The following is a 21763-nucleotide window of genomic DNA, read 5'->3' on the forward strand; positions in this document are numbered from 1 at the left end:
ATCATTCTTTTAAAAGCTCCTTTTTACCTAATCTTTATAGCTATAAATCAATATTAACTTACAAAATCTTTGGGTAACACTCCAAATTGTTTCTGGAAACACTTGGCAAAATAAGACGGAGAATTAAACCCTACCATATAGCAAATCTCATTCACCCGGTTTTCTCCTTCTTTCAATAATTGAGCCGCTCTCTTCAAACGTTCCAGTCGGAGATACTCATTCGGACTCAAATCCAAGACACCCTTTATCTTCCGATAGAAATTGGAACGACTCATATTCAGGCTATCCGCCATATCATCCATACTAAATTCCGGATTACTATAATTCACCTGGATAACCTCATTCAGTTTCTTTATAAAATCTTCGTCAGCTTTTGTCAACGCCATCGTATTGGCCGCCACAAAAGGAGACTGTGCAAAAGCCTTACGTAATTTCTCTCTATTCTGAATAAGGCTGGAAGCACAAGCCTGTAAATATTCCACAGAGAAAGGTTTCTCCAGATAAGCGTCTGCTCCCAATTCCATTCCCTCTATCTTAGACTGGATATTCGTCTTCGCAGTCAACAGTATAACGGGAATATGGCTATAATTCAAATCCGACTTGATCGTCTTACACAGTTCAAAACCATCCATCACAGGCATCACAACGTCACTAACCACTAGATTCACATAATTACCGTCCAACACTTGCAACGCTTCCGCACCATTAGCGGCAGTCAATACAGTATATTCTCTCGCCAACTGACGCACCACAAAGGCAAGCATATCCGGATTATCTTCCACAACCAATACCGTAGGACGGTTATCCTTCTTTTCCACCTCTCCCGCAGGAACTTCGCTCATCCTGTCTATTTCAACTTCCGGTTCCGGTGTTAAGGTTATTGTCATATCCTGAACTATCGGCAAAGTCAGACAGAAAGTATTATTTTCTTCCCCTTCTCCCATAGCCAGAGTTCCTTGATGCAGTTCTGCCAACGAACGGGAAAGAGCTAAGCCGATTCCTGTTCCAGTGGTCACCTTTCCATCTTCTTTTTCATTGAAACGAACGAAAGGTTTAAATATCTCCTCCTTCATTTCATTGGGAATAATCACTCCATCATTCTCCGTACGAATACAGAATGAATTATTCTCATCCGCTTCCGGCACCTCCAAAGATATGTGTACGTAACTTTCAGCATACTTCACCCCATTGTTCAACAAATTACTGATAATCTTCGTAAACGCCTCCCGGTTCACATGTGCATAAAAGTCCTTCTCAGGCACTTGCAAAGTGAATTCCAAACCTTTCTGTTTGGCAAGGGAAGTGAAACGCACATGAGTCTCTTTCAGTACCTCCGTCACATTGCATTTCGCAAAATTCAACCGGAATCCCTGGCTTTCCGTTTTACGGAAATCAAGCAACTGATTAGTCAGATTCAACAATCGTTCTGTATTCTGTTTCATTACGTTCAGGTCCTCCCGTGTTTCCGCATCAACCTGTTTCTTCAATATGATGTTTTCCAACGGACCTTTAATCAATGTCAACGGCGTACGTATTTCATGGGCTACATTGGTAAAGAAATCAATCTTTGCATGGTAAACCTCGCGCTCCTTCTCCTGCTCGAATTTTTCCATCTGCCTGCGGTGCTTGCTATTACTGCGTCTCTTGAAATACATAACTGTATATAAAGAACAGCCGATGATCAGCAAAGCATACACGCAATACGCCCATATTGAAAGATAGAAAGGAGGAAGAATATGCACTTCCAATGACACTTCATCGTCACTCCATACTCCATCACTATTGGCAACTTTCATCTGGAAGGTATAATCACCATATCGAAGATTGGAATAGGTAACAATAGGGCTTTCACCAACTGTCAACCAGTCTGTATCAAAGCCTTCCAACTTATACATAATCCGGCTTGTCTTGGGAGCCTGAAAATCCAGCGCGGCTACACGGAAAGAAAAAGAATTCTGATTAGACTGGAGAACAAGCTGGTCAGAGAAAGTAATACTCTTTTCCAGCGGGGAGCCCGACTCACCAGCATATACTTCCTTTCCAAACAGAAAGAAATCTGTAATTACAATAGACGGGAGAAACTTGTTTTCCGAAAAATTCTTGGGATTAAAAGCTATAAAGCCATCGATACTACCTAAATAAATCGTACCATCCTCGGCCTCAAAACTCGAACGATAATTAAACTGGTCGCCCAACAATCCATTGGAGGTAGTATATACTTTCATGACTCCAGTTGTGGGTTGGAAGCAAACCAGACCATTATTGGTTGTCAACCACAAAAGGCCGTTCTTGTCTTCCACAATCTGATATACAACATCATTCGGCAAGCCAGCAGATAAATTATAGTTGGTAAATGTCTCCGTATCCGGCTGAAAACGACAAAAGCCTCCTCCTTGAGTAGTCAGCCAGATTTGCCGGTGAGAGTCTTCAAAGATACTTAATACCTTGTCGTATGGAAGACTTTTCGGGTCATTTTCATCGTGCAAATAATTCTTCCATTTCTTCTCACTCACATTGTAGCAATAAGCTCCATTTGCATAAGTTGCCAACCATAGATTCCCTCCGGAGTCCTCCTTTATGTCATACACAAACCGACCGTTCAGTTCCGGTATCCGGTCGAAATCATCAGACTGTTTATTATATCGGAGCAAGCCGAACAAAGTTCCCAGATAAATATCACCTGTCGTTGTGCAGCAAATAGAGAAAACACTATTATCTATCAATGAACGAGGAGAATCCGTTTTCTGATAAGTTTTCACGATAGCTCCCGTACGCGTATCTACTACTTTCACTCCTTTTGAGAAGGTTCCCACCCAAAGATAATCGCCAATTAAACACAAACCATGCACATTGGTAAAAGCACTGCTGGGCGTAAAAAAGGAGAAAGTTTTGGTCTTGGGGTTGAAACGGTTCAAACCACCGTCTTCCGTACCAATCCACAGGATACCTTGATTATCCTGACAGAACTCACGTACTCGCTTCCCACGCAAACCATTATCAGTCCCTTTGGGATAATATTTCTCGAAATACGTATAAAAACGAGGATAGTAATTCACACCGCCAAAATAAGAACCAATCCAGATACCACCCTCGCGATCCTTACACAATGAATAAATAGCATTGTCGGATAAAGAATAAGGGTCGTTGATCGAACTGCGCAAATGAACGTATTTGCCCATTCGGAGATTATAGATATAAAGTCCCGACTCTGCACCAATCCACAATTCGTTGTCAGAAGCGACCAGCAATTCACGACAAAAAACAGACTCTCCATTTTCATCTTCAGAAAGTAAGTCATGCAGTTTGTTAGAGGTCAGGTTCAGTTCTTTCACTCCTCCCTTTAAAGAGCCTACATATAGGCAGTTATATGCTCCTTTCACCAAGGCTATCACGACATCATTGGCATAAGTTTTCTGATTGTCTACAGGTGAGATATAAGGATGAAGGGTTTGCAGACGGTCTTTCGAATAGAAAAGTCCATCACCATAACAGCCAATCCAGAGAGTTCCGCTATTATCAAAAACAAAAGACTGGACATTGGTGGAGATAAAAGAAAAGTTCTTCAATGTGTGATTCCGGAGTTTTCCTTCCTCCAGGTCATAACAAAATAATCCCTGTGACTCTACCGCTACCCAGACACATCCTTTGTTGTCTCCGGAGATTGCAGTTACGGTATGTTCTATTTTCGTGTTTTCTGCGCTCAATTCAGCAAAATGCCGGAAAGAATCCTTCTCCGGATTATAGATATAAAGTCCTACATCCGTACCTACCCAGATATCTCCTTTTGCGTCCTCATAAAGCGCTGTGATAAAATTATTACCAATGCTCCGCCGTGTGCGGTCATCATGTTTGAATTTGCGGAATGACAAACCGTCATATCTATTCAGACCATCTTTTGTGCCGAACCACATAAAGCCCTGCTTATCCTGCAAAATCGCATTGACCGTGTTCTGAGATAATCCGTTCTGTACACTAAGATTTTTGAAATAATAATGCTCGTCCGCCATTTGCGCATGGCAGCCTATCTGACAACTTATTAAACAGATTAAAAGTATTAGAACTTTCTTCATAAACATACGCGTTTTCTATCCTTCCGTTTGAGTTACCAAATGTAGGCAAAATCACAGCGGAAAGATAGTAAATATGTCTCAATGAATGAAAAAATAGTCCTATTTTTCTATCCTGATGCGTGCGTCAACTGCTATAACGGCCTTTTGTGTTGCTAAGAGCGGATTTATATCCATTTCTTTGATCTCTGTAGCAAAACGTAGCAAAGTGGACAAACGGACAATAATTTCAGCAAATTTATCTTCGTTGACTCCCTTTTGCCCACGTGTTCCCTGAATGATTTTATAAGCACGCAAAGAATGAATCATTGAATAAGCTTCTTCATAAGAAAGCGGGGCGAGACCGGAAGACACATCTTTCAGCACCTCCACAAAAATACCTCCCAAACCACAAAGTACCACGTGTCCGAACTTCTCTTCATATTTTGCACCAATAAACAGTTCCGTACCTTTCAGCATCGGCTGTACCATAATTGCCCTTGCTTCAGGAATCTGCATCATACGATCGAATTCCAATGCCAGATGTTGCTCGCTTTTGATGTTCAGCACTACACCACCGACATCTGATTTATGCACAGGTCCCACCACTTTGGCCACTACCGGAAATCCGCATCGACGGGCAAAAGCTACTATCTCCTCTTTATTATCGGAAACAAATTCATCTACCAACGGAATACCGGCAGCGTGCAACAATGCCTGTACATAATTGGGAGCGATATAACCATTCTCCGGAATAGAATCTATGATGCGACGAATCCTCGGAACGTCTACTCCGAACAGTTCTATTTCAGGAACTGCCGGTTTAGGAACATTGACAATGCGTGAAAGGGCAGTACCTAGAGTCACTTCGTCCGCAAAGTTCACGTGTCCTTTTGCCAGGAAGGCGGCAACCTCTGCCCCGGCTGTATTAATCGAAGGAAGAATGGGGAAAATCGGTTTCTTGCAAGTCTGCATCTTTTCGTGAAGCACATCATACATTTCAAACATAGTAACCAATCCCGGAGTTCCAAAAATGGCCATCATGGCGTCTATATTGTCAAGCTTCTCCTCGCAATAGTCAATGCAAAGGCGCAGATGTTCCGGTGTTCCGGTAGCCAGAATATCAATAGGATTCCCGACGGCAGCACCGGGGAATAGTTGGGCTTTTAGTTCTTCGGCTACTTCTCCTTCCAGCTTAGGTACATTCAGCCCACCTTTACTCAACGCATCTGTCAACATCACTCCCGGTCCTCCGGCATGGGTGATAATGGCAAAATTCTTTCCTTTCAATTCGGGCAGAGTAAACACGCAACCTACAGTAGTCAATTCTTCACGGGAGAAGCAACGTACAATCCCCGCTTTACGGAACAAAGCCTCTACTGCCGAATCGGAACTGGCGATTGCTCCTGTATGGGAAGATGCTGCCCGGCTTCCGCTCTCCGAACTTCCGGCTTTGATTGCCGCAATCTTACACCCTTTCCTAATCAAAGAAGAAGCATGAAATAACAACCTGTCCGGATTCTGAATACTTTCAATATAGAGTAGTTTCAGATGAGAATCTTTTTCGGGATCGAAGTTCTCATCCATAAATTGCAATACATCTTCTACACCAATCTGCTTGGCATTTCCCACCGACCAGACTGAATTGAACTGCAAGCCTTTTGTTACGGCACTTTCAAGAATAAAGACGGCCGTAGCACCGGAGCTGGAAATCAAGTCCACTCCTTTCGAATTCAAATTAGGAATCGGCTGGCTGAACACGCTATGATGCCATGTGTTCATCAATCCAATGCAATTAGGACCAATCAACGAAGCCCCGTATTTATTGACTGTTTCCAAAATACGTTCTTCCAACAGCGCCCCTTCGTGGGTTTCTTCACCAAAACCAGCCGAAAGTATGATAAATGCCCTGGTTTGTTTCTTGCTAGCCAATGTTTCCACCATATCAGGACACATCAAGGCAGGCACAGCCAACACCGCCAGGTCTGTATCCGGCAGATCGTTCACATCCGCAAAAGCGGGAACTCCCTGCACTTCCTTTTCCTTCGGATTCACAGCCCGAAGTTCTCCCTGATAACCTCCATTTATTAAATTCTTTAATATTGCGCCACCCGGCTTATGTACATTATTCGATGCCCCTACTACGACAATGCTTTCAGGACGAAGCAACTGGGTTGTTATCATATCATGCTTTGGTTTTCGTTTAACTAAGGTACAAATATATTCTTTCTTATGAGAAAAAAGAAAGAAAAAGGGGAGAAATATAAGAGAAAGTACAGGATAATGGGAAGAAAGACAAAGAAATCAAGTGGATTATGCTGACTTATTGATTTAGTTAGAAAATTACCCCGATATAAATTGTTTTTGGTCAACTTATGCCAGGGCAATACACGTAAAGATAAGTTATCAAAAGTCGTTTTAAAAAAGGTAGCCATTCTTTTTTATTCATAGAATGACTACCTTTTTAATACTATAAATAACGATTAAAAAACATATTTATCTGAGAAACAACACTACATTCCAAAAAATTAATCTTCACAGTTCGTATTGTAGAATTTAGAAACGGGCATTTTAAGAAACTCTAGTAGCCTTTCCCCTTTCCAAAAATGCCACATCATATGGATCATGAGTTATCTTATAAATACAATTTTCCGTATCAATACCTAAAAAATCGCCATCCTCCAATTCTCTAATATGATAATATATTTTACCATTCAATTCTGTAGGATAAATATCGGGGGCAATCCAGTTCAACTCCTCTTCAGTCAACAAAAGAGCTACTTTTTCATAATACCCATTTTCACAAAACGATTTATAAACGAAGCTAACATCTACTGTATTTGCGTCAAATGTATATTTCTTAATCTTTGCATGCGTATTAATCGTATAACCAGCCACTAATCCATCTGCTATAAAAATAGAAACCAATAATTCTTTATTTGTAATAACATCCCTCACCTTTATATTATTCAAATCAAAACTTTTGCATTTTCTATTTTCATATTTATCCACAATTGGAGTAAAACGAAATACTACAGTGTTAGGAATAGAGCTAAGCCCAATACATACTCCGCCAATAACCCCTTCGACTATTTGATCATACAATAAAGAATTTTCACTTCCTTGAAGTTTTGAGAATACAGACTTCAAAAAATCTATTTCCCACGGCATTACTTTGTGCCTAGTAAAAAGATTGCCAAACAATGTAAACATAACTATTTATAAATTAGTAGACCAATTATATTTCGCCTCAATCCATCCAATATCTGATTTTATTCCGGCTCTTAAAAATCTAAATCTATATGTATCGAGTAATGAATGTTGAATCGTATTAATTTTCCACACATTAATCCACGATTGGCTGAAACCCTTCAAGTGGCCTATTATTGATACCTTCCAATGTAGAAACACTATAATCACGGCTACTATTTCCTATGATATATTTCCTCTCTCCATCCCTGTATCCGGCAGTATATCTCCATTCAACCCCGGTATTCTCAACACTAAATGTTGCGATATTGGCAGCATCATACGCACTGGATGTTTCTGCAAAGTAATTAACGCCACTGGTAGTATTGCCTAAGTTTGTTTTCAATGCAGGCAAAATAGACTTGTCAAATACCCTAATATTCTTCCATTCAGGGTTTATTCTCGACACTGTCCCACTTGTTCCACTAGCGTATAGGACATTAACAATTCTGTCCGTCTTATATTATCAACGCAATGAAACGTTCATTCTTTATCCGGATTTATTTTTTGCCTTTTCTCACTTAACTTTTCATCTACAGCATCCGATATTTTTTGCCTGTCTGCCTCACTTTTGTTATTCCATTCAGTCCACCACAATTTAGTATTTTTCTCTATTCTATCCTCCTTATCGTATATGCCGTGATTCAATATCCTGAACAGAGTTTCTTTTCCAAACTTTTCACAAGTGACCTCAAACCCATAATTACCAATATCGTGAAACATGACTTTTGTTTTCAGTTCTTCCCCATTTACATTCATCAGGCAATAGGTTGAACGGCAGAATAGATTATAAAAATACTCCCAGGGATTTTTCTCGGATGCCAAATGTTCAAAAAAAAACGAACCCGATTGACCGGACAAACTTCTATATTCCACTGTCTTTCTTTCAAGTGGCTTCAAGACAATGGGCAAAGAATCGCAAAGGGATAAATAAAGGCTATCCCGACCATTCACAACAGCATAGTGTTCTTTCGTACTTGAGGACAGACAAACGGTGGAAGTCGTATTATTCCTCAAATACATTTGACCATATACACTCTTTATCCTCACGCCATTCCAATCAAATAGTTCCCGCTTTATGCTATCTGCATTTAACGAGAGACCCGGATAACGTTCCAATTGAATGTCATGGGACAGCACCCCCATCTGTACCGGATAGTCTTCCACATACCCCGACAAATATGGCCATAATTCCACAATATCAAACCATGACGACCAGTCCTCATACGATGAAAGCTCCACCAATGCTCTTTTTTCTCCAAACTTGGATATCACTACACACCATTTGGGGGTATAGTCTATTTCAACCATGGGATTACCGGAATACCCAGTCATCTCTTTTATATCAGCCACAGGCATCTCCTGTTCGTCCAATTCTATGAAGCAGAGATATTTATCCTTGTATGGAACGATTTTGGAAGGTGACTCCAAATGCGATTCCACAGGAAATTCAGAGTCCGAAATCAGATATATATGATTGGAATCATTCACCGCCAATTCATATAGCACCACATATTTATTATGTATCAAACCACAGTCCACAAGCAATTCGGATTGCGCTTCCACCACTTGCTGCACTTTATTAAGAGTAGGCTGCGCACAGCCTACCATAACAAACAAAAACATCAAATTAAAAAATATATTTCTCATTACTTCATAAATTTATCATTCAACCTTTTCAACAGTTCGCTACTTGTACTTATTTTAAAAGTCTCATTCTCAATACGAGATTTTTTGCTATTATAAAACAAAAGTTCTTTATCATCTCTATAATAAATAGCACCGGTATTGATTTTCAAATTCTTCATATCATTATCAGAAGCTGCTTTATTATACGGATGCGAATGCAGATCCACAATTTTATCGCCTTCAACTCCTAATTTATCTTGCACGTCCGAAAAAACACTACTTTCTCTGCCAGAAGTACCCACAATAGTAGTTTTACTCCCTTGGTTATCATACACATCCAACTTCCACTCTGCATCTGTGTTATCCGCACCAAACTTAAAAACAGCAACTGCATCATTAAGATTCGCTGTTGAATTGTAATATTCTATTCCAGCATTCTTATTCGACTTTTGCGCAGCATACATTCCTGAAAGCAGCCCCTTATCATTTACAATAATTGACGGGACATTTTTTTTAGTACTTAACAATCTATCATATGAGAAATTGTTTATTGAAGTTCTAAAAAGTTGCCCCGCGCCATTTATTGTATAATCATCCTTCCCGTCCGGATCTACCCTTAACACCGGATTATTCTTACAATAAGCATAAGGACTCCAACTGTAGTGTTTCTCACAGGACGGATCTACCCCGTTCCACCTCCCCAGCACAGGATCATACCGTCTGGCACCATAGTCATACCAATTCAGTCCGCCCGCTGTCTCCAGCTCTTTCCCGTTATACTTATACGGCTGGACACTCCACCGGGAACTCGCAGACATTAATCCGCCCAAAGGATAATAATCATTCACTTCCTCCACATTGCCATGCTCATCCACAACGACACGAACATTGCCCTGATGATCCCTGATAAAGTAATGGTAGGTAGTATCAGCTAAAGTGATATACCCGACTTCAGTCAGCAACCGCACCAACACTCCATTTTCATAGACCGCATCGCCGCAATAATCCGTTGTCAGCGTATCGCCGCCAACAACCTGTACCGTGCGCACTTTAGTTCCATCACCACTGTATAAATTTGAAATGCTATCACCATTCTTAAATAGCACCCAACTAGGCAAATTTAAACAATTATATTGAATGTCAACAATATTCTTATTTAAATCTTTTGTCAAATTACCGTTTGCATTATAAGCATAGGCAGACTCTTGCGCAAACAGATTCATTCCTCCAGCGAACAAGATGCCTGTCAATACCAATTTCCGTAATAAATTCATAATCTAATTCAGTTTTGTGTTAATTAATCGAGTTCAGTTTTGTCTGTAAGCTTATCGACACAACAAAGATTCCTCTTCAAGCATTCTTCTCTTTTTGCGCTCCAGAAGAGAACGTACCACCTGAAGAGCGTACAAAATCAGCTGCATCCGTGTTTCACGGTCTTCAATCTGTGTAATGACAGGGTAAGACGGACGCTCGGATAATGCGGACAGAGAACGTTTGTCGTTGCAATATTGCCTGCGGCTTATGGATTTACGACATTCTTTGCAGTATTTATCCGGGCAAAAAGTTGTTTTGTTCACATAGAAAGAATCCAGAGAAAGTTCGCGTTTACAATTCGCGCAGATGCTCGTAGCCGAGGCGGGGAGTCGTGTTGATAAAGAGTTTAACGGTTTCATTATACTTACTTGTTTTTAAATTTAAAGAATAAAAATGACGTGTTTGCCGGGGATATATATACAGCGTGGTGGATATATATGTTCACCGTAGTGGGGATATATATACACCACGGTAGATATATATACTCACTAAACTGAACGGTCAGATCGATTCCAATGGCGGTGAATGATCTTTTTCACAACCTTTCGTTAACTTTTCCTCGTTTTTCATGGTTATCCTGTTTTTAATTTATAATTTTGAAACGTTTTAATCATCCGGACACCACAAAAATAAAACAGTTTTCATGCATAAAATAAATGGTTTTAGAAATTAATTCTCAAAAAGATGATAACGAATTGCTCATTAGCAATTAACGAGTTTATGAATTTTTACATCGAAATTAAACGATCATAGAATGGATACATTTTTGGATGTTACAGGAATAGTGAAGCGTGCCAAACAGGTGCTAAACTTCAAGAACGACAGCGAATTGGCTGAATACTTAGGCGTCTCGCGTGCCACAGTTTCCAATTGGGGGGCACGAAACAGTATTGATTTCCGTCTGTTACTTGACAAGTTTGGAGACAAGGTAGACTACAACTGGCTATTATTGGGAAAAGGAAATCCGAAACACCAGCCGAGATATTGCGAAAGCGAACTGGTGCAGGGAGAAGTCGAGATTATACACAATCCGAAAACACCCGAACCGATAGACGACCGCAGCGTGACATTATACGATATTACGGCAGCTGCGAACCTGAAAACATTGTTCACCAACAAAAAGCAGTATGCACTGGGGAAGATATTGATTCCGAATATATCCGTCTGCGACGGGGCGGTCTACGTCAACGGAGACAGCATGTACCCTATATTGAAATCGGGAGACATTATCGGATACAAGGAAATCAGCAGTTTCGACAATGTCATTTATGGAGAAATATACCTGGTATCGTTTATGATTGACGGAGACGAGTATCTGGCAGTAAAGTACGTAAACCGGTCGGACAAGGAAGGTCATCTCAAACTGGTGAGTTACAACACACACCACGAACCGATGGATATTCCATTCGCGTCCATCAACGCAATGGCGATTGTGAAGTTCTCCATCAGAAGACACATGATGATGTAAGACTCACCACAGATTACACAGATTAATGCAGATCTTTCTATATTAATTCTTAAAAATCCTGCTGGATATTGTAAGTACAGTCACCACTGCTATGAAGTCAGTCACCACTGCTATGAAGACAGCCACAACTACAAGACAACCACGATTATGAGAATGAAAAATCTACGTTAATCCGTGTAATCTGTGATGAAAAGTCACTATCTTTGCACATTGCAAAGCTGAAACAACAAAAATCACACTATATAATGGAAAAGAAATTCAAAAGAACCACCGTCACATCGGCACTTCCGTATGCGAACGGGCCTGTCCACATCGGTCACCTGGCTGGTGTATACGTACCGGCAGATATTTATGTGCGCTATCTGCGTCTGAAAAAAGAAGATGTATTATTCATCGGAGGTTCGGACGAACACGGGGTACCTATCACAATCCGTGCCAAGAAAGAAGGAATTACTCCGCAGGATGTAGTAGACCGTTATCATGCGCTGATAAAAAAATCATTCGAAGAATTCGGTATCTCATTCGACGTGTATAGCCGCACCACTTCACCGACACATCACCAACTGGCTTCGGATTTCTTCAAAACATTGTACAATAAAGGTGAATTCATCGAAAAAACGTCTGAACAATATTACGACGAGGAAGCAAAAACATTCCTTGCCGACCGTTATATCACCGGAGAATGTCCCCACTGCCATTCGGAAGGCGCTTACGGCGACCAATGCGAGAAGTGCGGAACCTCGCTTTCTCCTACGGATCTTATCAACCCGAAAAGTGCCATCAGCGGCAGCAAACCGGTAATGAAAGAAACCAAACACTGGTATCTTCCTCTCGACAAGCACGAAGCATGGCTGCGCAAATGGATTCTGGAAGATCATAAAGAATGGCGTCCCAACGTATACGGCCAATGCAAGAGCTGGCTCGACATGGGACTGCAACCACGTGCCGTGAGCCGTGACCTTGATTGGGGTATTCCTGTACCGGTAGAAGGAGCAGAAGGTAAAGTGCTCTACGTATGGTTTGACGCTCCTATCGGATACATCTCCAACACCAAAGAACTTCTCCCCGACAGCTGGGAAACATGGTGGAAGGATCCTGAAACCCGCCTGATCCACTTCATCGGAAAAGACAACATCGTGTTCCACTGCATCGTATTCCCCGCCATGCTGAAAGCAGAAGGCAGCTATATCCTGCCGGACAACGTGCCGAGCAACGAATTCCTCAACCTCGAAGGAGACAAAATCTCCACTTCCCGCAACTGGGCTGTATGGTTGCACGAATACCTGGCCGACTTTCCCGGCAAACAGGACGTACTCCGCTACGTACTGACCGCCAACGCACCGGAAACGAAAGACAACGACTTCACCTGGAAAGACTTCCAGGCACGCAATAACAACGAGCTGGTAGCCGTATACGGTAACTTCGTGAACCGTGCAATGGTATTGACTCAAAAATACTTCGACGGACGCGTGCCTGCGAAAGGTGAATTGACCGACTACGACAAAGAAACGCTGAAAGAATTTGCAGACGTAAAAGCCGAAGTGGAAAAATTGCTCGACGTATTCAAATTCCGCGACGCACAAAAAGAAGCTATGAACCTGGCACGTATCGGCAACAAATACCTGGCCGACACCGAACCGTGGAAACTGGCAAAAACAGATATGGAGCGTGTAGGTACCATCCTCAACATCTCCCTGCAACTAGTTGCCAACCTTGCCATCGCCTTCGATCCATTCCTGCCGTTCAGCTCGGAAAAACTCCGCAAAATGCTGAACATGGATACTTTCGAATGGTCTGAGCTGGGACGTGACGACCTTCTTCCTGTAGGTCACCAGTTGAACAAACCGGAATTATTGTTCGAAAAGATCGAAGACGCCACTATCGAAGCACAAGTACAAAAATTGCTTGATACAAAGAAGGCAAACGAAGAAGCCAACTACAAGGCTAATCCTATCCGTCCGAACATCGAATTCGACGACTTCACGAAACTGGATATCCGTGTAGGTACCATTCTTGAATGTCAGAAAGTGCCGAAAGCGGATAAACTGCTGCAATTCAAAATCGACGACGGACTGGAAACACGTACCATCGTATCGGGTATTGCCAAGCATTATCAACCGGAAGAACTGGTAGGCAAGCAGGTTTGCTTCATCGCCAACCTTGCTCCGCGCAAACTGAAAGGTATCGTCAGCGAAGGTATGATTCTAAGTGCCGAAAACAACGACGGCAGTCTGGCAGTTATCATGCCGGGACGTGAGGTGAAGCCGGGCAGCGAAGTAAAATAAGAATTTTCAATTGCGCCTACAGTATAAGCGCAATTGGAAATAACTAATTAGCTTTTTGCCGACAATTTTACAAAACATATCCACTTGTGAACGCACTGCGTTCACAAGTGATTACACCTACCTACCATACAACTTATCCAACAGAAAGTAGAAGAATGGAAGAAAGAATTTTCCGAACAGCAACAAGCAAAGATACTATCCGATAAAGTAAAATAATAGCATGAGCGAGAATCAGTCACTAAAAGAGAAAACAGCCAAAGGATTATTTTGGGGAGGATTCAGCAACGGCATACAGCAGCTGCTCACCCTTGTTTTCGGAGTTTTCCTCGGGCGGTTACTTACTCCTTCAGACTATGGTATGGTAGGAATGTTGTCCATTTTCTCCCTCATAGCCAGCTCAATACAAGAAAGTGGTTTCACAGCCGCCCTTGTCACTAGAAAAGAAGTGACGCATAAAGATTATAATGCCGTATTCTGGTTCAACATTTCAATCAGTCTGTGCTTGTATCTAGTGTTATTCCTGTGCGCACCACTCATTGCTGATTTTTACAAAACTCCTGAACTGAAACCGCTAGCCCGATATGCTTTCACAGGCTTTGTTATCGCTAGTTTGGGAATTTCCCACAGTGCCTATTTGCAGCGTAATCTGATGATTAAACAACGGTCTTTATCCATGGTTATCGGAGTTACCATATCCGGCATTGCCGGAGTCACACTTGCCTATCTAGGCTTCTCATATTGGGGGTATGCCACACAAGGCATAGTTTATGTAGCCGTCAATACAGCTTGCAACTGGTACTTTTCAAGTTGGCGGCCTACGTTCGAATTCAATCTCGCTCCTATAAAACAGATGTTCGGATTCAGTGGAAAACTTTTAATTACCAATATCTTCAATCACATCAACAACAACCTGTTTTCCGTGATACTGGGTAAGTTCTACACCGAAAAGGAAGTAGGATATTACAATCAGGCCAACAAATGGTGTACAATGGGGCAATCTTTCATATCGGGCATGATAAACGGAGTGGCACAGCCGGTACTCACCAAAGTGTCGGACGACCTTGAACGGCAAAAACGGGTATTTCGCAAAATGCTGCGTTTCACCGCCTTTGTCTCGTTTCCTGCCATGTTGGGATTGTCCATTATATCGCAAGAACTAATTACTATTGCCATCACCGACAAATGGCACTCCAGCATATCTATCATGCAAATACTCTGTATTAGTGGAGCTTTTATCCCTATTGCAGGACTCTATCAGCAACTCATCATCAGCAAAGGAAAATCCCACATCTATATGTGGAACACCATAGTGCTCGGCATTATTCTACTCACGAGTGTCCTTTTGGCCCATTCGCACGGAATCTATGCCATGCTTGCCGTCTACGTATCCATCAATATATTATGGATACTGACGTGGCACTTCTTCGTGCAACAGGAAATCGGACTAAAGTTGCACCATGCTTTGGCAGATATTCTTCCTTATGCTTTAATAGCCGCCACCGTTATGGTAATCACCTATTACTCCACCCGCTCCATCGAGAATATTTATCTCCGCCTGGCAAGCAAGATAGCGCTCGCAGCAGCACTTTACGTAGCCGCCATGTGGGGCAGCCGTTCGGTCACCTTTAAAGAAAGCATCCAGTACTTCATCAAAAAGAAGACACATGAACCCAAATGATCTTGCCACCAAATACCGCCTTCTGAATAGTTCTTTCAAAAAGACGATGATTTATCACATAGGTATAGACGCCGGATTCTTTACCGAATACACCTATATGCTCCATGCAATGCTCTATTGCCTGCAACACAAAATACAGTTCAAGCTTTACTCCGACGACGCCAACTTCGGATGGGAAAAGGGCTGGGAAGACTGTTTCGCACCTTTCTGCGAGCAAGTGCACGAACCGTTTCATCGCACCTACAACACTCATCGCCTGCCTTCATGGCAAGCATTGATGCAAGACAAAAAACTATCTAAAACGAAGTTACTGAAATGGAAACTGAAAGTAACCTGCAAGAACATCATCGGAAAAGCCCTTGCTTTCTTCACGTATGGCAAACCGGTATTGCTCAACTTCCAAGTGACGTTCAACCCCAACCAGCATTTCCATATCCCCGAACTGGGAATAGACGGTGACTACCTCCACACCTTCCAAAAGCTGACGGAAATCACCTGGAAACTCAACGACACCACCGCACAGGAATGTCGCCAATTTGCCGCCACCCTGCAACTTCCGCCTCAATACGCAGGATGCCAGATACGCGGAGGAGACAAGATAACCGAAACCAACCTGCTGCCACCGGAACACTACATACGCCTCATCAAAGAAAAGACAGCCATCCGAGACGTCTTTGTATTGACCGATGACTACCGCCTCTTCGAGCAAGTGCAAACCCTTGCCCCGGACATACACTGGTACACCCTTTGCAGCCCCAACGAACAAGGATACGTCAACAGCGCCTTCACACAGACCACCAAAGAGCTGAAACAGAAACAAATGGCACGTTTCCTCTGTTCGATACAACTATTGATGGATGCTTCCGTCTTTATAGGAAGTATCACCACCGGCCCCAGCCTGTTCCTGTTGAAGAAGTTCTATCCGGAGATCAATCCGGCGGACTGTCTGCTCACGGATTTCCCACAGGCATCCGTCCTCCCCATTCCTGGACGTGGGCGAGTGGCCACCGAATTTATGCAAGGAAACTTAAAGTTATAGTAACTTAGCAATATAATTACTACATTTGCAAGACAACGTGCATTAACCATTTCCGATGAACAAGAAATATACAGCCGAAGAGCTTGATTTATTACATGCCGAACTTTACGACATATTGGGAGAAACCATCCGGGTGTGCCAGAAGTACGATATTCCCTATTTTGTGATAGGCGGCACAGCTATCGGCGCACTCTACGATCAGGGTATTCTCCCTTGGGATGATGATATAGACATCGGCATGACGCGGGAGAATTACAACAAATTCTTAAAAGTAGCACCCGGGGAGCTAGGCCCTTCCTACTTCCTTTCATGGATAGAGACAGACCCTCACACCCCCTATTACTACGCGAAGGTCAAGAAGAACAACACCCTTTTCGTAGAAGAAATGTTCAAGAACGTCCCGATGCATCCGGGCATCTTTGTAGATATCTTCCCGTTCGACAGAATCCCCGACAACAAACTGTTGCGGCAAATGCAATCCGGCATACTCGGCTTCCTCAAATGCTGCCTGATGGGAAAAGAAATATGGATGTGGAAACACTTCGGCAAATGCGAAATAGAGAACCCTACAAACCGGGGAGCCTTCTCCTGTCTCCTGAACAGAATAGTCGACTCTCTTTTCTCTAAAAAAGCAATTTACCGGATGCTGGTATCCGTGCAAAGCTGTTTCAACTCACGAAACACCCGCTACTACAACAACGTCATGGCAACCGCCGACCACGTGACCGTAGAGAGTATCCGCCACCTGCAACCGGTGAAATTCGGTCCCCTCACCGTGACCGCTCCCGATGATCTGGAAGGGTTCCTGCGATACAACTATCCGACTTTGCATCGATTTACAAAGGAAGAACAGGAAACTGTGAATAACCACTACCCTGCCGCCCTGTCATTCAGTACAACCCCAAAACAAGAACTATGAATATGAAATCCGCTTTAGTAGACGTCCCGGTACTTATCCTGTTCTTCAACCGCCCGCAACAACTCTCGCAAGTGTTCGAGCAAGTGAAGAAAGCACGTCCGTCCCGGCTTTTCCTCTATCAGGACGGAGCACGAAACGAGCGCGATTTGCCCGGAATAGAAGCCTGCCGTGAAATCGTATCACAGATAGACTGGGAATGTGAAGTAGAACGCCTTTATCAGGAAAAGAATTTCGGCTGTGACCCTTCGGAATATATCTCGCAAAAATGGGCCTTCTCCAAAGTCGACAAATGCATCGTATTGGAAGACGACGACGTGCCCTCCGTCTCCTTTTTCCAATTCTGCAAGGAGATGCTGGATAAATACGAACATGACACCCGCATCAGCATGATTGCCGGATTCAACCCCGAAGAAATCACCAAGGATATGCCATCCGACTATTTCTTCACTACCACCTTTTCCATCTGGGGATGGGCGAGCTGGAAACGGGTAGTCGACCAATGGGACGAGTTTTACAGTTTCCTGGACGACTCATTCAACATGCAACAGCTTGAGCAACTCATCAAGGAACGCAAATTCCGGAGCGACTTTATCTATATGTGCCAGCGTCACCGGGAACAGCAGAAAGCCTTTTATGAAACCATCTTCCACGCCTCTATCCTGTTCAACTCCGGACTAAGCATCGTGCCTACCCGCAACATGATAAACAACCTCGGAGCAACGGCAGATTCCACCCATTTCGCTGGCTCGGTCCACACCCTGCCCAAAGGCTATCGCCGCATCTTCACCATGAAACGTTACGAAGTGGACTTTCCGCTGCGGCATCCCCGCTATGTCATTGAAAATGTAGCATACAAGAAAAGTGTCTACCGCATCATGTGTTGGGATCATCCGTGGATCAAGATAGGGCGTTCGTTCGAAGAACTGTTCCTCAACCTGAAATACGGCAATTTTTCTATCATTACGAAAGCTGTCAAAAACCGAATAAACAAATGGCTGAAAAGAAACAAGCACCATTAAAGAAGTTGCTTACTATTTATTTTTACCATACCCGCCTCACACGGGAAAGTTACGAGGAATGGAAAGAATATAAATTCCCCGGGCATATTTTATACGGACTTCCTCTGCTGGAAAATTACGGAATACATTCCGTAATGCACAAATGCAAATATTTCTCCAGTCGCCTGAAGCTCATGTTTTACGCCACCAAAGAGATTCTCTTCTGCAAGGAAAAATATGACGTACTCTATGCCACCTCTTTCCGAGGAATAGAACCCGTCATCTTCCTCCGTGCGCTGGGACTGTACCGCAAACCCATCGTCATCTGGCATCACACGGCCGTCGTCACCAACCCCAAACCATGGCGCGAACAAATCTCCCGCCTTTTCTACAAAGGAATCGACCAAATGTTCCTGTTCAGCCGGAAACTGATTCAGGACTCGCAGAAAACCCGGAAAGCTCCGTCCCACAAGCTTAAACTGATACATTGGGGCCCGGACCTTCCTTTCTACGACCATCTGTTGGCAGAAATGCCCGACCGGAAGCCCGAAGGATTTATCTCCACCGGCAAAGAGAACCGGGACGTGGACACCTTGCTTCAGTCATTTGCGGCAACCAACGAGGAATTGGATTTATACATTGCCGTCTCATGCGGCAACATCAACTATAAAAAGATACTCGACCGCTATTCAGTGCCCGACTCCATCCATATCCACTATACCGACGGAGTGATTCCCTACGAACTGGGAAAACTGGTAGCCCGCAAAAGCTGCATCGTGATCTGCTGTCTGGACTTCCCCTACACCGTAGGACTGACCACTCTTGTGGAAGCATTTGCCCTCGGCATCCCCGTCATCTGCTCACGCAACCCCAACTTCGAAATCGACATCGACAAGGAAGAAATCGGCATCACCGTAGAATATAACGATGTACAAGGCTGGATAAACGCTATCCGCTACATCGCCGGCCATCCCGAAGAGGCACGACGCATGGGAAAGAATGCACGCAAGCTGGCAGAAGAACGCTTCAATCTCGAAATCTTTTCGCGCGAAATAGCAGAAAGCTTACTGGAAATATCAAACATTTCCTCTAAAAAACGTACATTTGCATAAACTTTTGCCCATGAGAGTCCTGATTATAAATACATCTGAACGAATAGGAGGAGCGGCCATTGCAGCAAGCCGGTTGATGGAGTCACTGAAAAACAACGGTATCAAAGCCAAAATGCTGGTGCGTGACAAACAAACCGACCAAATCAGTGTGGTCCGCTTAAAAAGTAACTGGCTACAAGTGTGGAAATTCATGTGGGAACGGATCGTTATTTGGAGTGCCAATCGTTTCCGCCGATACCATCTGTTCGATGTTGATATTGCCAACACAGGGACAGACATCACCTCACTCCCGGAATTCCGCCAAGCCGACGTTATCCACCTGCATTGGGTCAACCAGGGAATGCTCTCGCTGAAAGATATACGGAAAATACTCACTTCCGGCAAACCTGTGGTATGGACCATGCACGATATGTGGCCATGTACCGGTATCTGCCACTACGCACGGGAATGCAAGAACTATCAGCAGGAATGTCACGACTGCCCTTACATCTACAAAGGCGGCGGCCGGAAAGATTTATCTTACCGCACTTTCCGCAAAAAACAAAAGTTATACAACTACGCTCCCATCCATTTCGTCACATGCAGTCAATGGCTGAAGGAACAAGCCCGGACCAGCGCATTGTTCGAAGGGAAAAGCGTCACCAATATTCCGAACGCTATTAATACCAACCTGTTCAAACCCATGAACAAAAAAGAAGCACGTGCCAAGTTCATGTTGCCGGAAGGTAAGAAACTGGTTTTGTTCGGCTCGTTAAAGATCACCGACAAACGAAAAGGAGTCGACTATCTCATTGAAGCCTGCAAACTGCTGGCAGAAAAGCATCCGGAATGGAAAGAGTCATTGGGGGTAGTCGTATTCGGCAACCAGTCACAGCAATTACAGGAACAACTTCCTTTCCATGTCTACCCGCTCCCTTACATCAAAAATGAGCATGAGGTGGTAAATATCTACAATGCCGTAGACCTCTTCGCCATCCCGTCTCTGGAAGAGAATCTTCCTAACATGATTATGGAGGCAATGGCATGCGGAGTACCTTGTGTCGGCTTTAACGTAGGAGGTATCCCCGAAATGATCGACCATCTGCACAATGGTTACGTGGCACAATACAAATCTTCGGAAGATTTTGCCAATGGTATACATTGGATATTGACGGAACCGGAATACGATGAACTCTCCGCACAAGCCTGCCGCAAGGTCTTGGGCAATTATTCGGAGAGCATCGTCGCAAAAAAATATACAGATGTCTACAATAAAATAACAGGGAAATATGCATAGTGTCCATCCTACTCCCAAGTTCTCTATTATTACGGTGACGTACAATGCTGAAAAGGTATTGGAAGACACGATTCTGAGTGTTATCTCACAAACCTATCATCATATAGAATACATCATCGTAGACGGAGCTTCCAAGGATGGAACCCTCTCTATCATCAACCGCTACCGCCCGCACATACACACCGTTGTCAGCGAACCGGACAAAGGGCTGTATGACGCCATGAATAAGGGCATCGCTCTTGCCAGCGGCGATTATCTCTGTTTCCTGAATGCGGGTGACTGTTTTCACGAAGACGACACGCTGCAACAAATGGTGCACACGATCAACGGCAGCGAACTGCCCGATGTGCTCTACGGAGAAACCGCTATCGTAGACCAGGACAGACACTTCCTGCGGATGCGCAGATTGTCCGCCCCCGAAACGCTCACCTGGAAAAGCTTCAAACAGGGTATGTTAGTCTGCCATCAGGCATTCTTCCCCCGCCACACACTGGTAGAGCCCTACAACCTGAATTATCGTTTTTCTGCTGATTTCGACTGGTGCATCCGTCTTATGAAAAAAGCGCGCACCTTACACAATACCCATCTGACGATTATCGATTATCTGGATGAAGGAATGACTACCCGCAATCAGAAAGCCTCTCTCAAAGAGAGATTTCGTATCATGGCAAAGCACTACGGGCTGATTGACACCGTAGCACATCATGCATGGTTTGTGATTCGTGCGGTGACTCACCGGTAAAGCTAGTT

At 43.5% G+C, this 21763-nt stretch carries 16 protein-coding genes; 9 read left to right on the forward strand and 7 right to left on the reverse strand.

The genetic code is table 11. From position 1 onward, the window contains the following. Positions 1-53: 53 nt before the first annotated feature. From GD631_RS03530 to GD631_RS03560, 7 genes are all read right to left on the reverse strand, one after another. Positions 54-4070, reverse strand: coding sequence for a hybrid sensor histidine kinase/response regulator transcription factor (locus GD631_RS03530; RefSeq protein ID WP_143260721.1), 4017 nt, complete (start codon positions 4068-4070; stop codon positions 54-56). 99 nt (positions 4071-4169) lie between these two features. Next, entirely contained in the window at positions 4170-6230 is a 2061-nt protein-coding gene (locus GD631_RS03535; protein WP_143260719.1) for an acetate--CoA ligase family protein, read from the reverse strand. 387 nt (positions 6231-6617) lie between these two features. Then, positions 6618-7259, reverse strand: coding sequence for a hypothetical protein (locus GD631_RS03540; protein ID WP_143260715.1), 642 nt, complete (start codon positions 7257-7259; stop codon positions 6618-6620). Positions 7260-7392: 133 nt separating this feature from the next. Further along, the gene (locus tag GD631_RS03545) at positions 7393-7704 is read right to left on the reverse strand and encodes a JAB-like toxin 1 domain-containing protein (RefSeq protein WP_185911567.1); all 312 of its coding nucleotides are present in this window, start codon (positions 7702-7704) and stop codon (positions 7393-7395) included. Between the two features lie 74 nt (positions 7705-7778). Further along, positions 7779-8945, reverse strand: a complete 1167-nt coding sequence (locus tag GD631_RS03550; protein WP_143260710.1) for an Imm65 family immunity protein — start codon at positions 8943-8945, stop codon at positions 7779-7781. Continuing rightward, complete coding sequence (locus tag GD631_RS03555; protein WP_143260708.1) at positions 8945-10198, reverse strand: RHS repeat-associated core domain-containing protein; 1254 nt, start codon at positions 10196-10198, stop codon at positions 8945-8947. The genes GD631_RS03550 and GD631_RS03555 overlap by 1 nt, the downstream gene beginning before the upstream one ends. Before the next feature lie 51 nt (positions 10199-10249). Next, positions 10250-10597 carry a hypothetical protein gene (locus GD631_RS03560; RefSeq protein ID WP_223225959.1) on the reverse strand — a complete coding sequence of 116 codons (348 nt, stop codon included), beginning with the start codon at positions 10595-10597 and terminating at the stop codon, positions 10250-10252. Positions 10598-10992: 395 nt separating this feature from the next. On the opposite strand from GD631_RS03560, the gene GD631_RS03565 reads away from it, so the two are divergent. The 9 genes from GD631_RS03565 (at position 10993) to GD631_RS03605 (ending at position 21755) form a co-directional block, all read left to right on the forward strand. Then, entirely contained in the window at positions 10993-11706 is a 714-nt protein-coding gene (locus GD631_RS03565; RefSeq protein WP_185911568.1) for a LexA family transcriptional regulator, read from the forward strand. A 245-nt stretch (positions 11707-11951) separates the two neighbouring features. Beyond that, the gene (gene metG, locus GD631_RS03570; RefSeq protein ID WP_143258952.1) at positions 11952-13991 is read left to right on the forward strand and encodes a methionine--tRNA ligase; all 2040 of its coding nucleotides are present in this window, start codon (positions 11952-11954) and stop codon (positions 13989-13991) included. A 220-nt stretch (positions 13992-14211) separates the two neighbouring features. Then, positions 14212-15669, forward strand: coding sequence for an O-glycosylation flippase (locus GD631_RS03575; RefSeq protein ID WP_143258951.1), 1458 nt, complete (start codon positions 14212-14214; stop codon positions 15667-15669). Further along, the gene (locus GD631_RS03580; protein ID WP_143258950.1) at positions 15656-16708 is read left to right on the forward strand and encodes a hypothetical protein; all 1053 of its coding nucleotides are present in this window, start codon (positions 15656-15658) and stop codon (positions 16706-16708) included. The genes GD631_RS03575 and GD631_RS03580 overlap by 14 nt, the downstream gene beginning before the upstream one ends. A gap of 55 nt (positions 16709-16763) precedes the next feature. Beyond that, positions 16764-17627, forward strand: a complete 864-nt coding sequence (locus tag GD631_RS03585) for a LicD family protein (protein WP_143258949.1) — start codon at positions 16764-16766, stop codon at positions 17625-17627. After that, a complete protein-coding gene (locus GD631_RS03590; RefSeq protein WP_185911569.1) occupies positions 17624-18646 on the forward strand; it encodes a hemolysin activation protein in 1023 nt (340 codons plus the stop codon). The genes GD631_RS03585 and GD631_RS03590 overlap by 4 nt, the downstream gene beginning before the upstream one ends. Next, positions 18619-19737: a glycosyltransferase family 4 protein gene (locus GD631_RS03595; RefSeq protein ID WP_143258948.1), complete on the forward strand. Its 1119-nt coding sequence runs from the start codon at positions 18619-18621 to the stop codon at positions 19735-19737. Before GD631_RS03590 ends, GD631_RS03595 begins: the two co-directional genes overlap by 28 nt. Positions 19738-19747: 10 nt before the next feature. Beyond that, a complete protein-coding gene (locus GD631_RS03600; protein WP_143258947.1) occupies positions 19748-21013 on the forward strand; it encodes a glycosyltransferase family 4 protein in 1266 nt (421 codons plus the stop codon). Further along, the gene (locus GD631_RS03605) at positions 21006-21755 is read left to right on the forward strand and encodes a glycosyltransferase family 2 protein (protein WP_143258946.1); all 750 of its coding nucleotides are present in this window, start codon (positions 21006-21008) and stop codon (positions 21753-21755) included. The genes GD631_RS03600 and GD631_RS03605 overlap by 8 nt, the downstream gene beginning before the upstream one ends. Positions 21756-21763: the final 8 nt, after the last annotated feature.

It is taken from the genome of Bacteroides luhongzhouii (assembly GCF_009193295.2).
In the GTDB taxonomy this organism is placed as follows: Bacteria; Bacteroidota; Bacteroidia; order Bacteroidales; family Bacteroidaceae; genus Bacteroides; species Bacteroides luhongzhouii.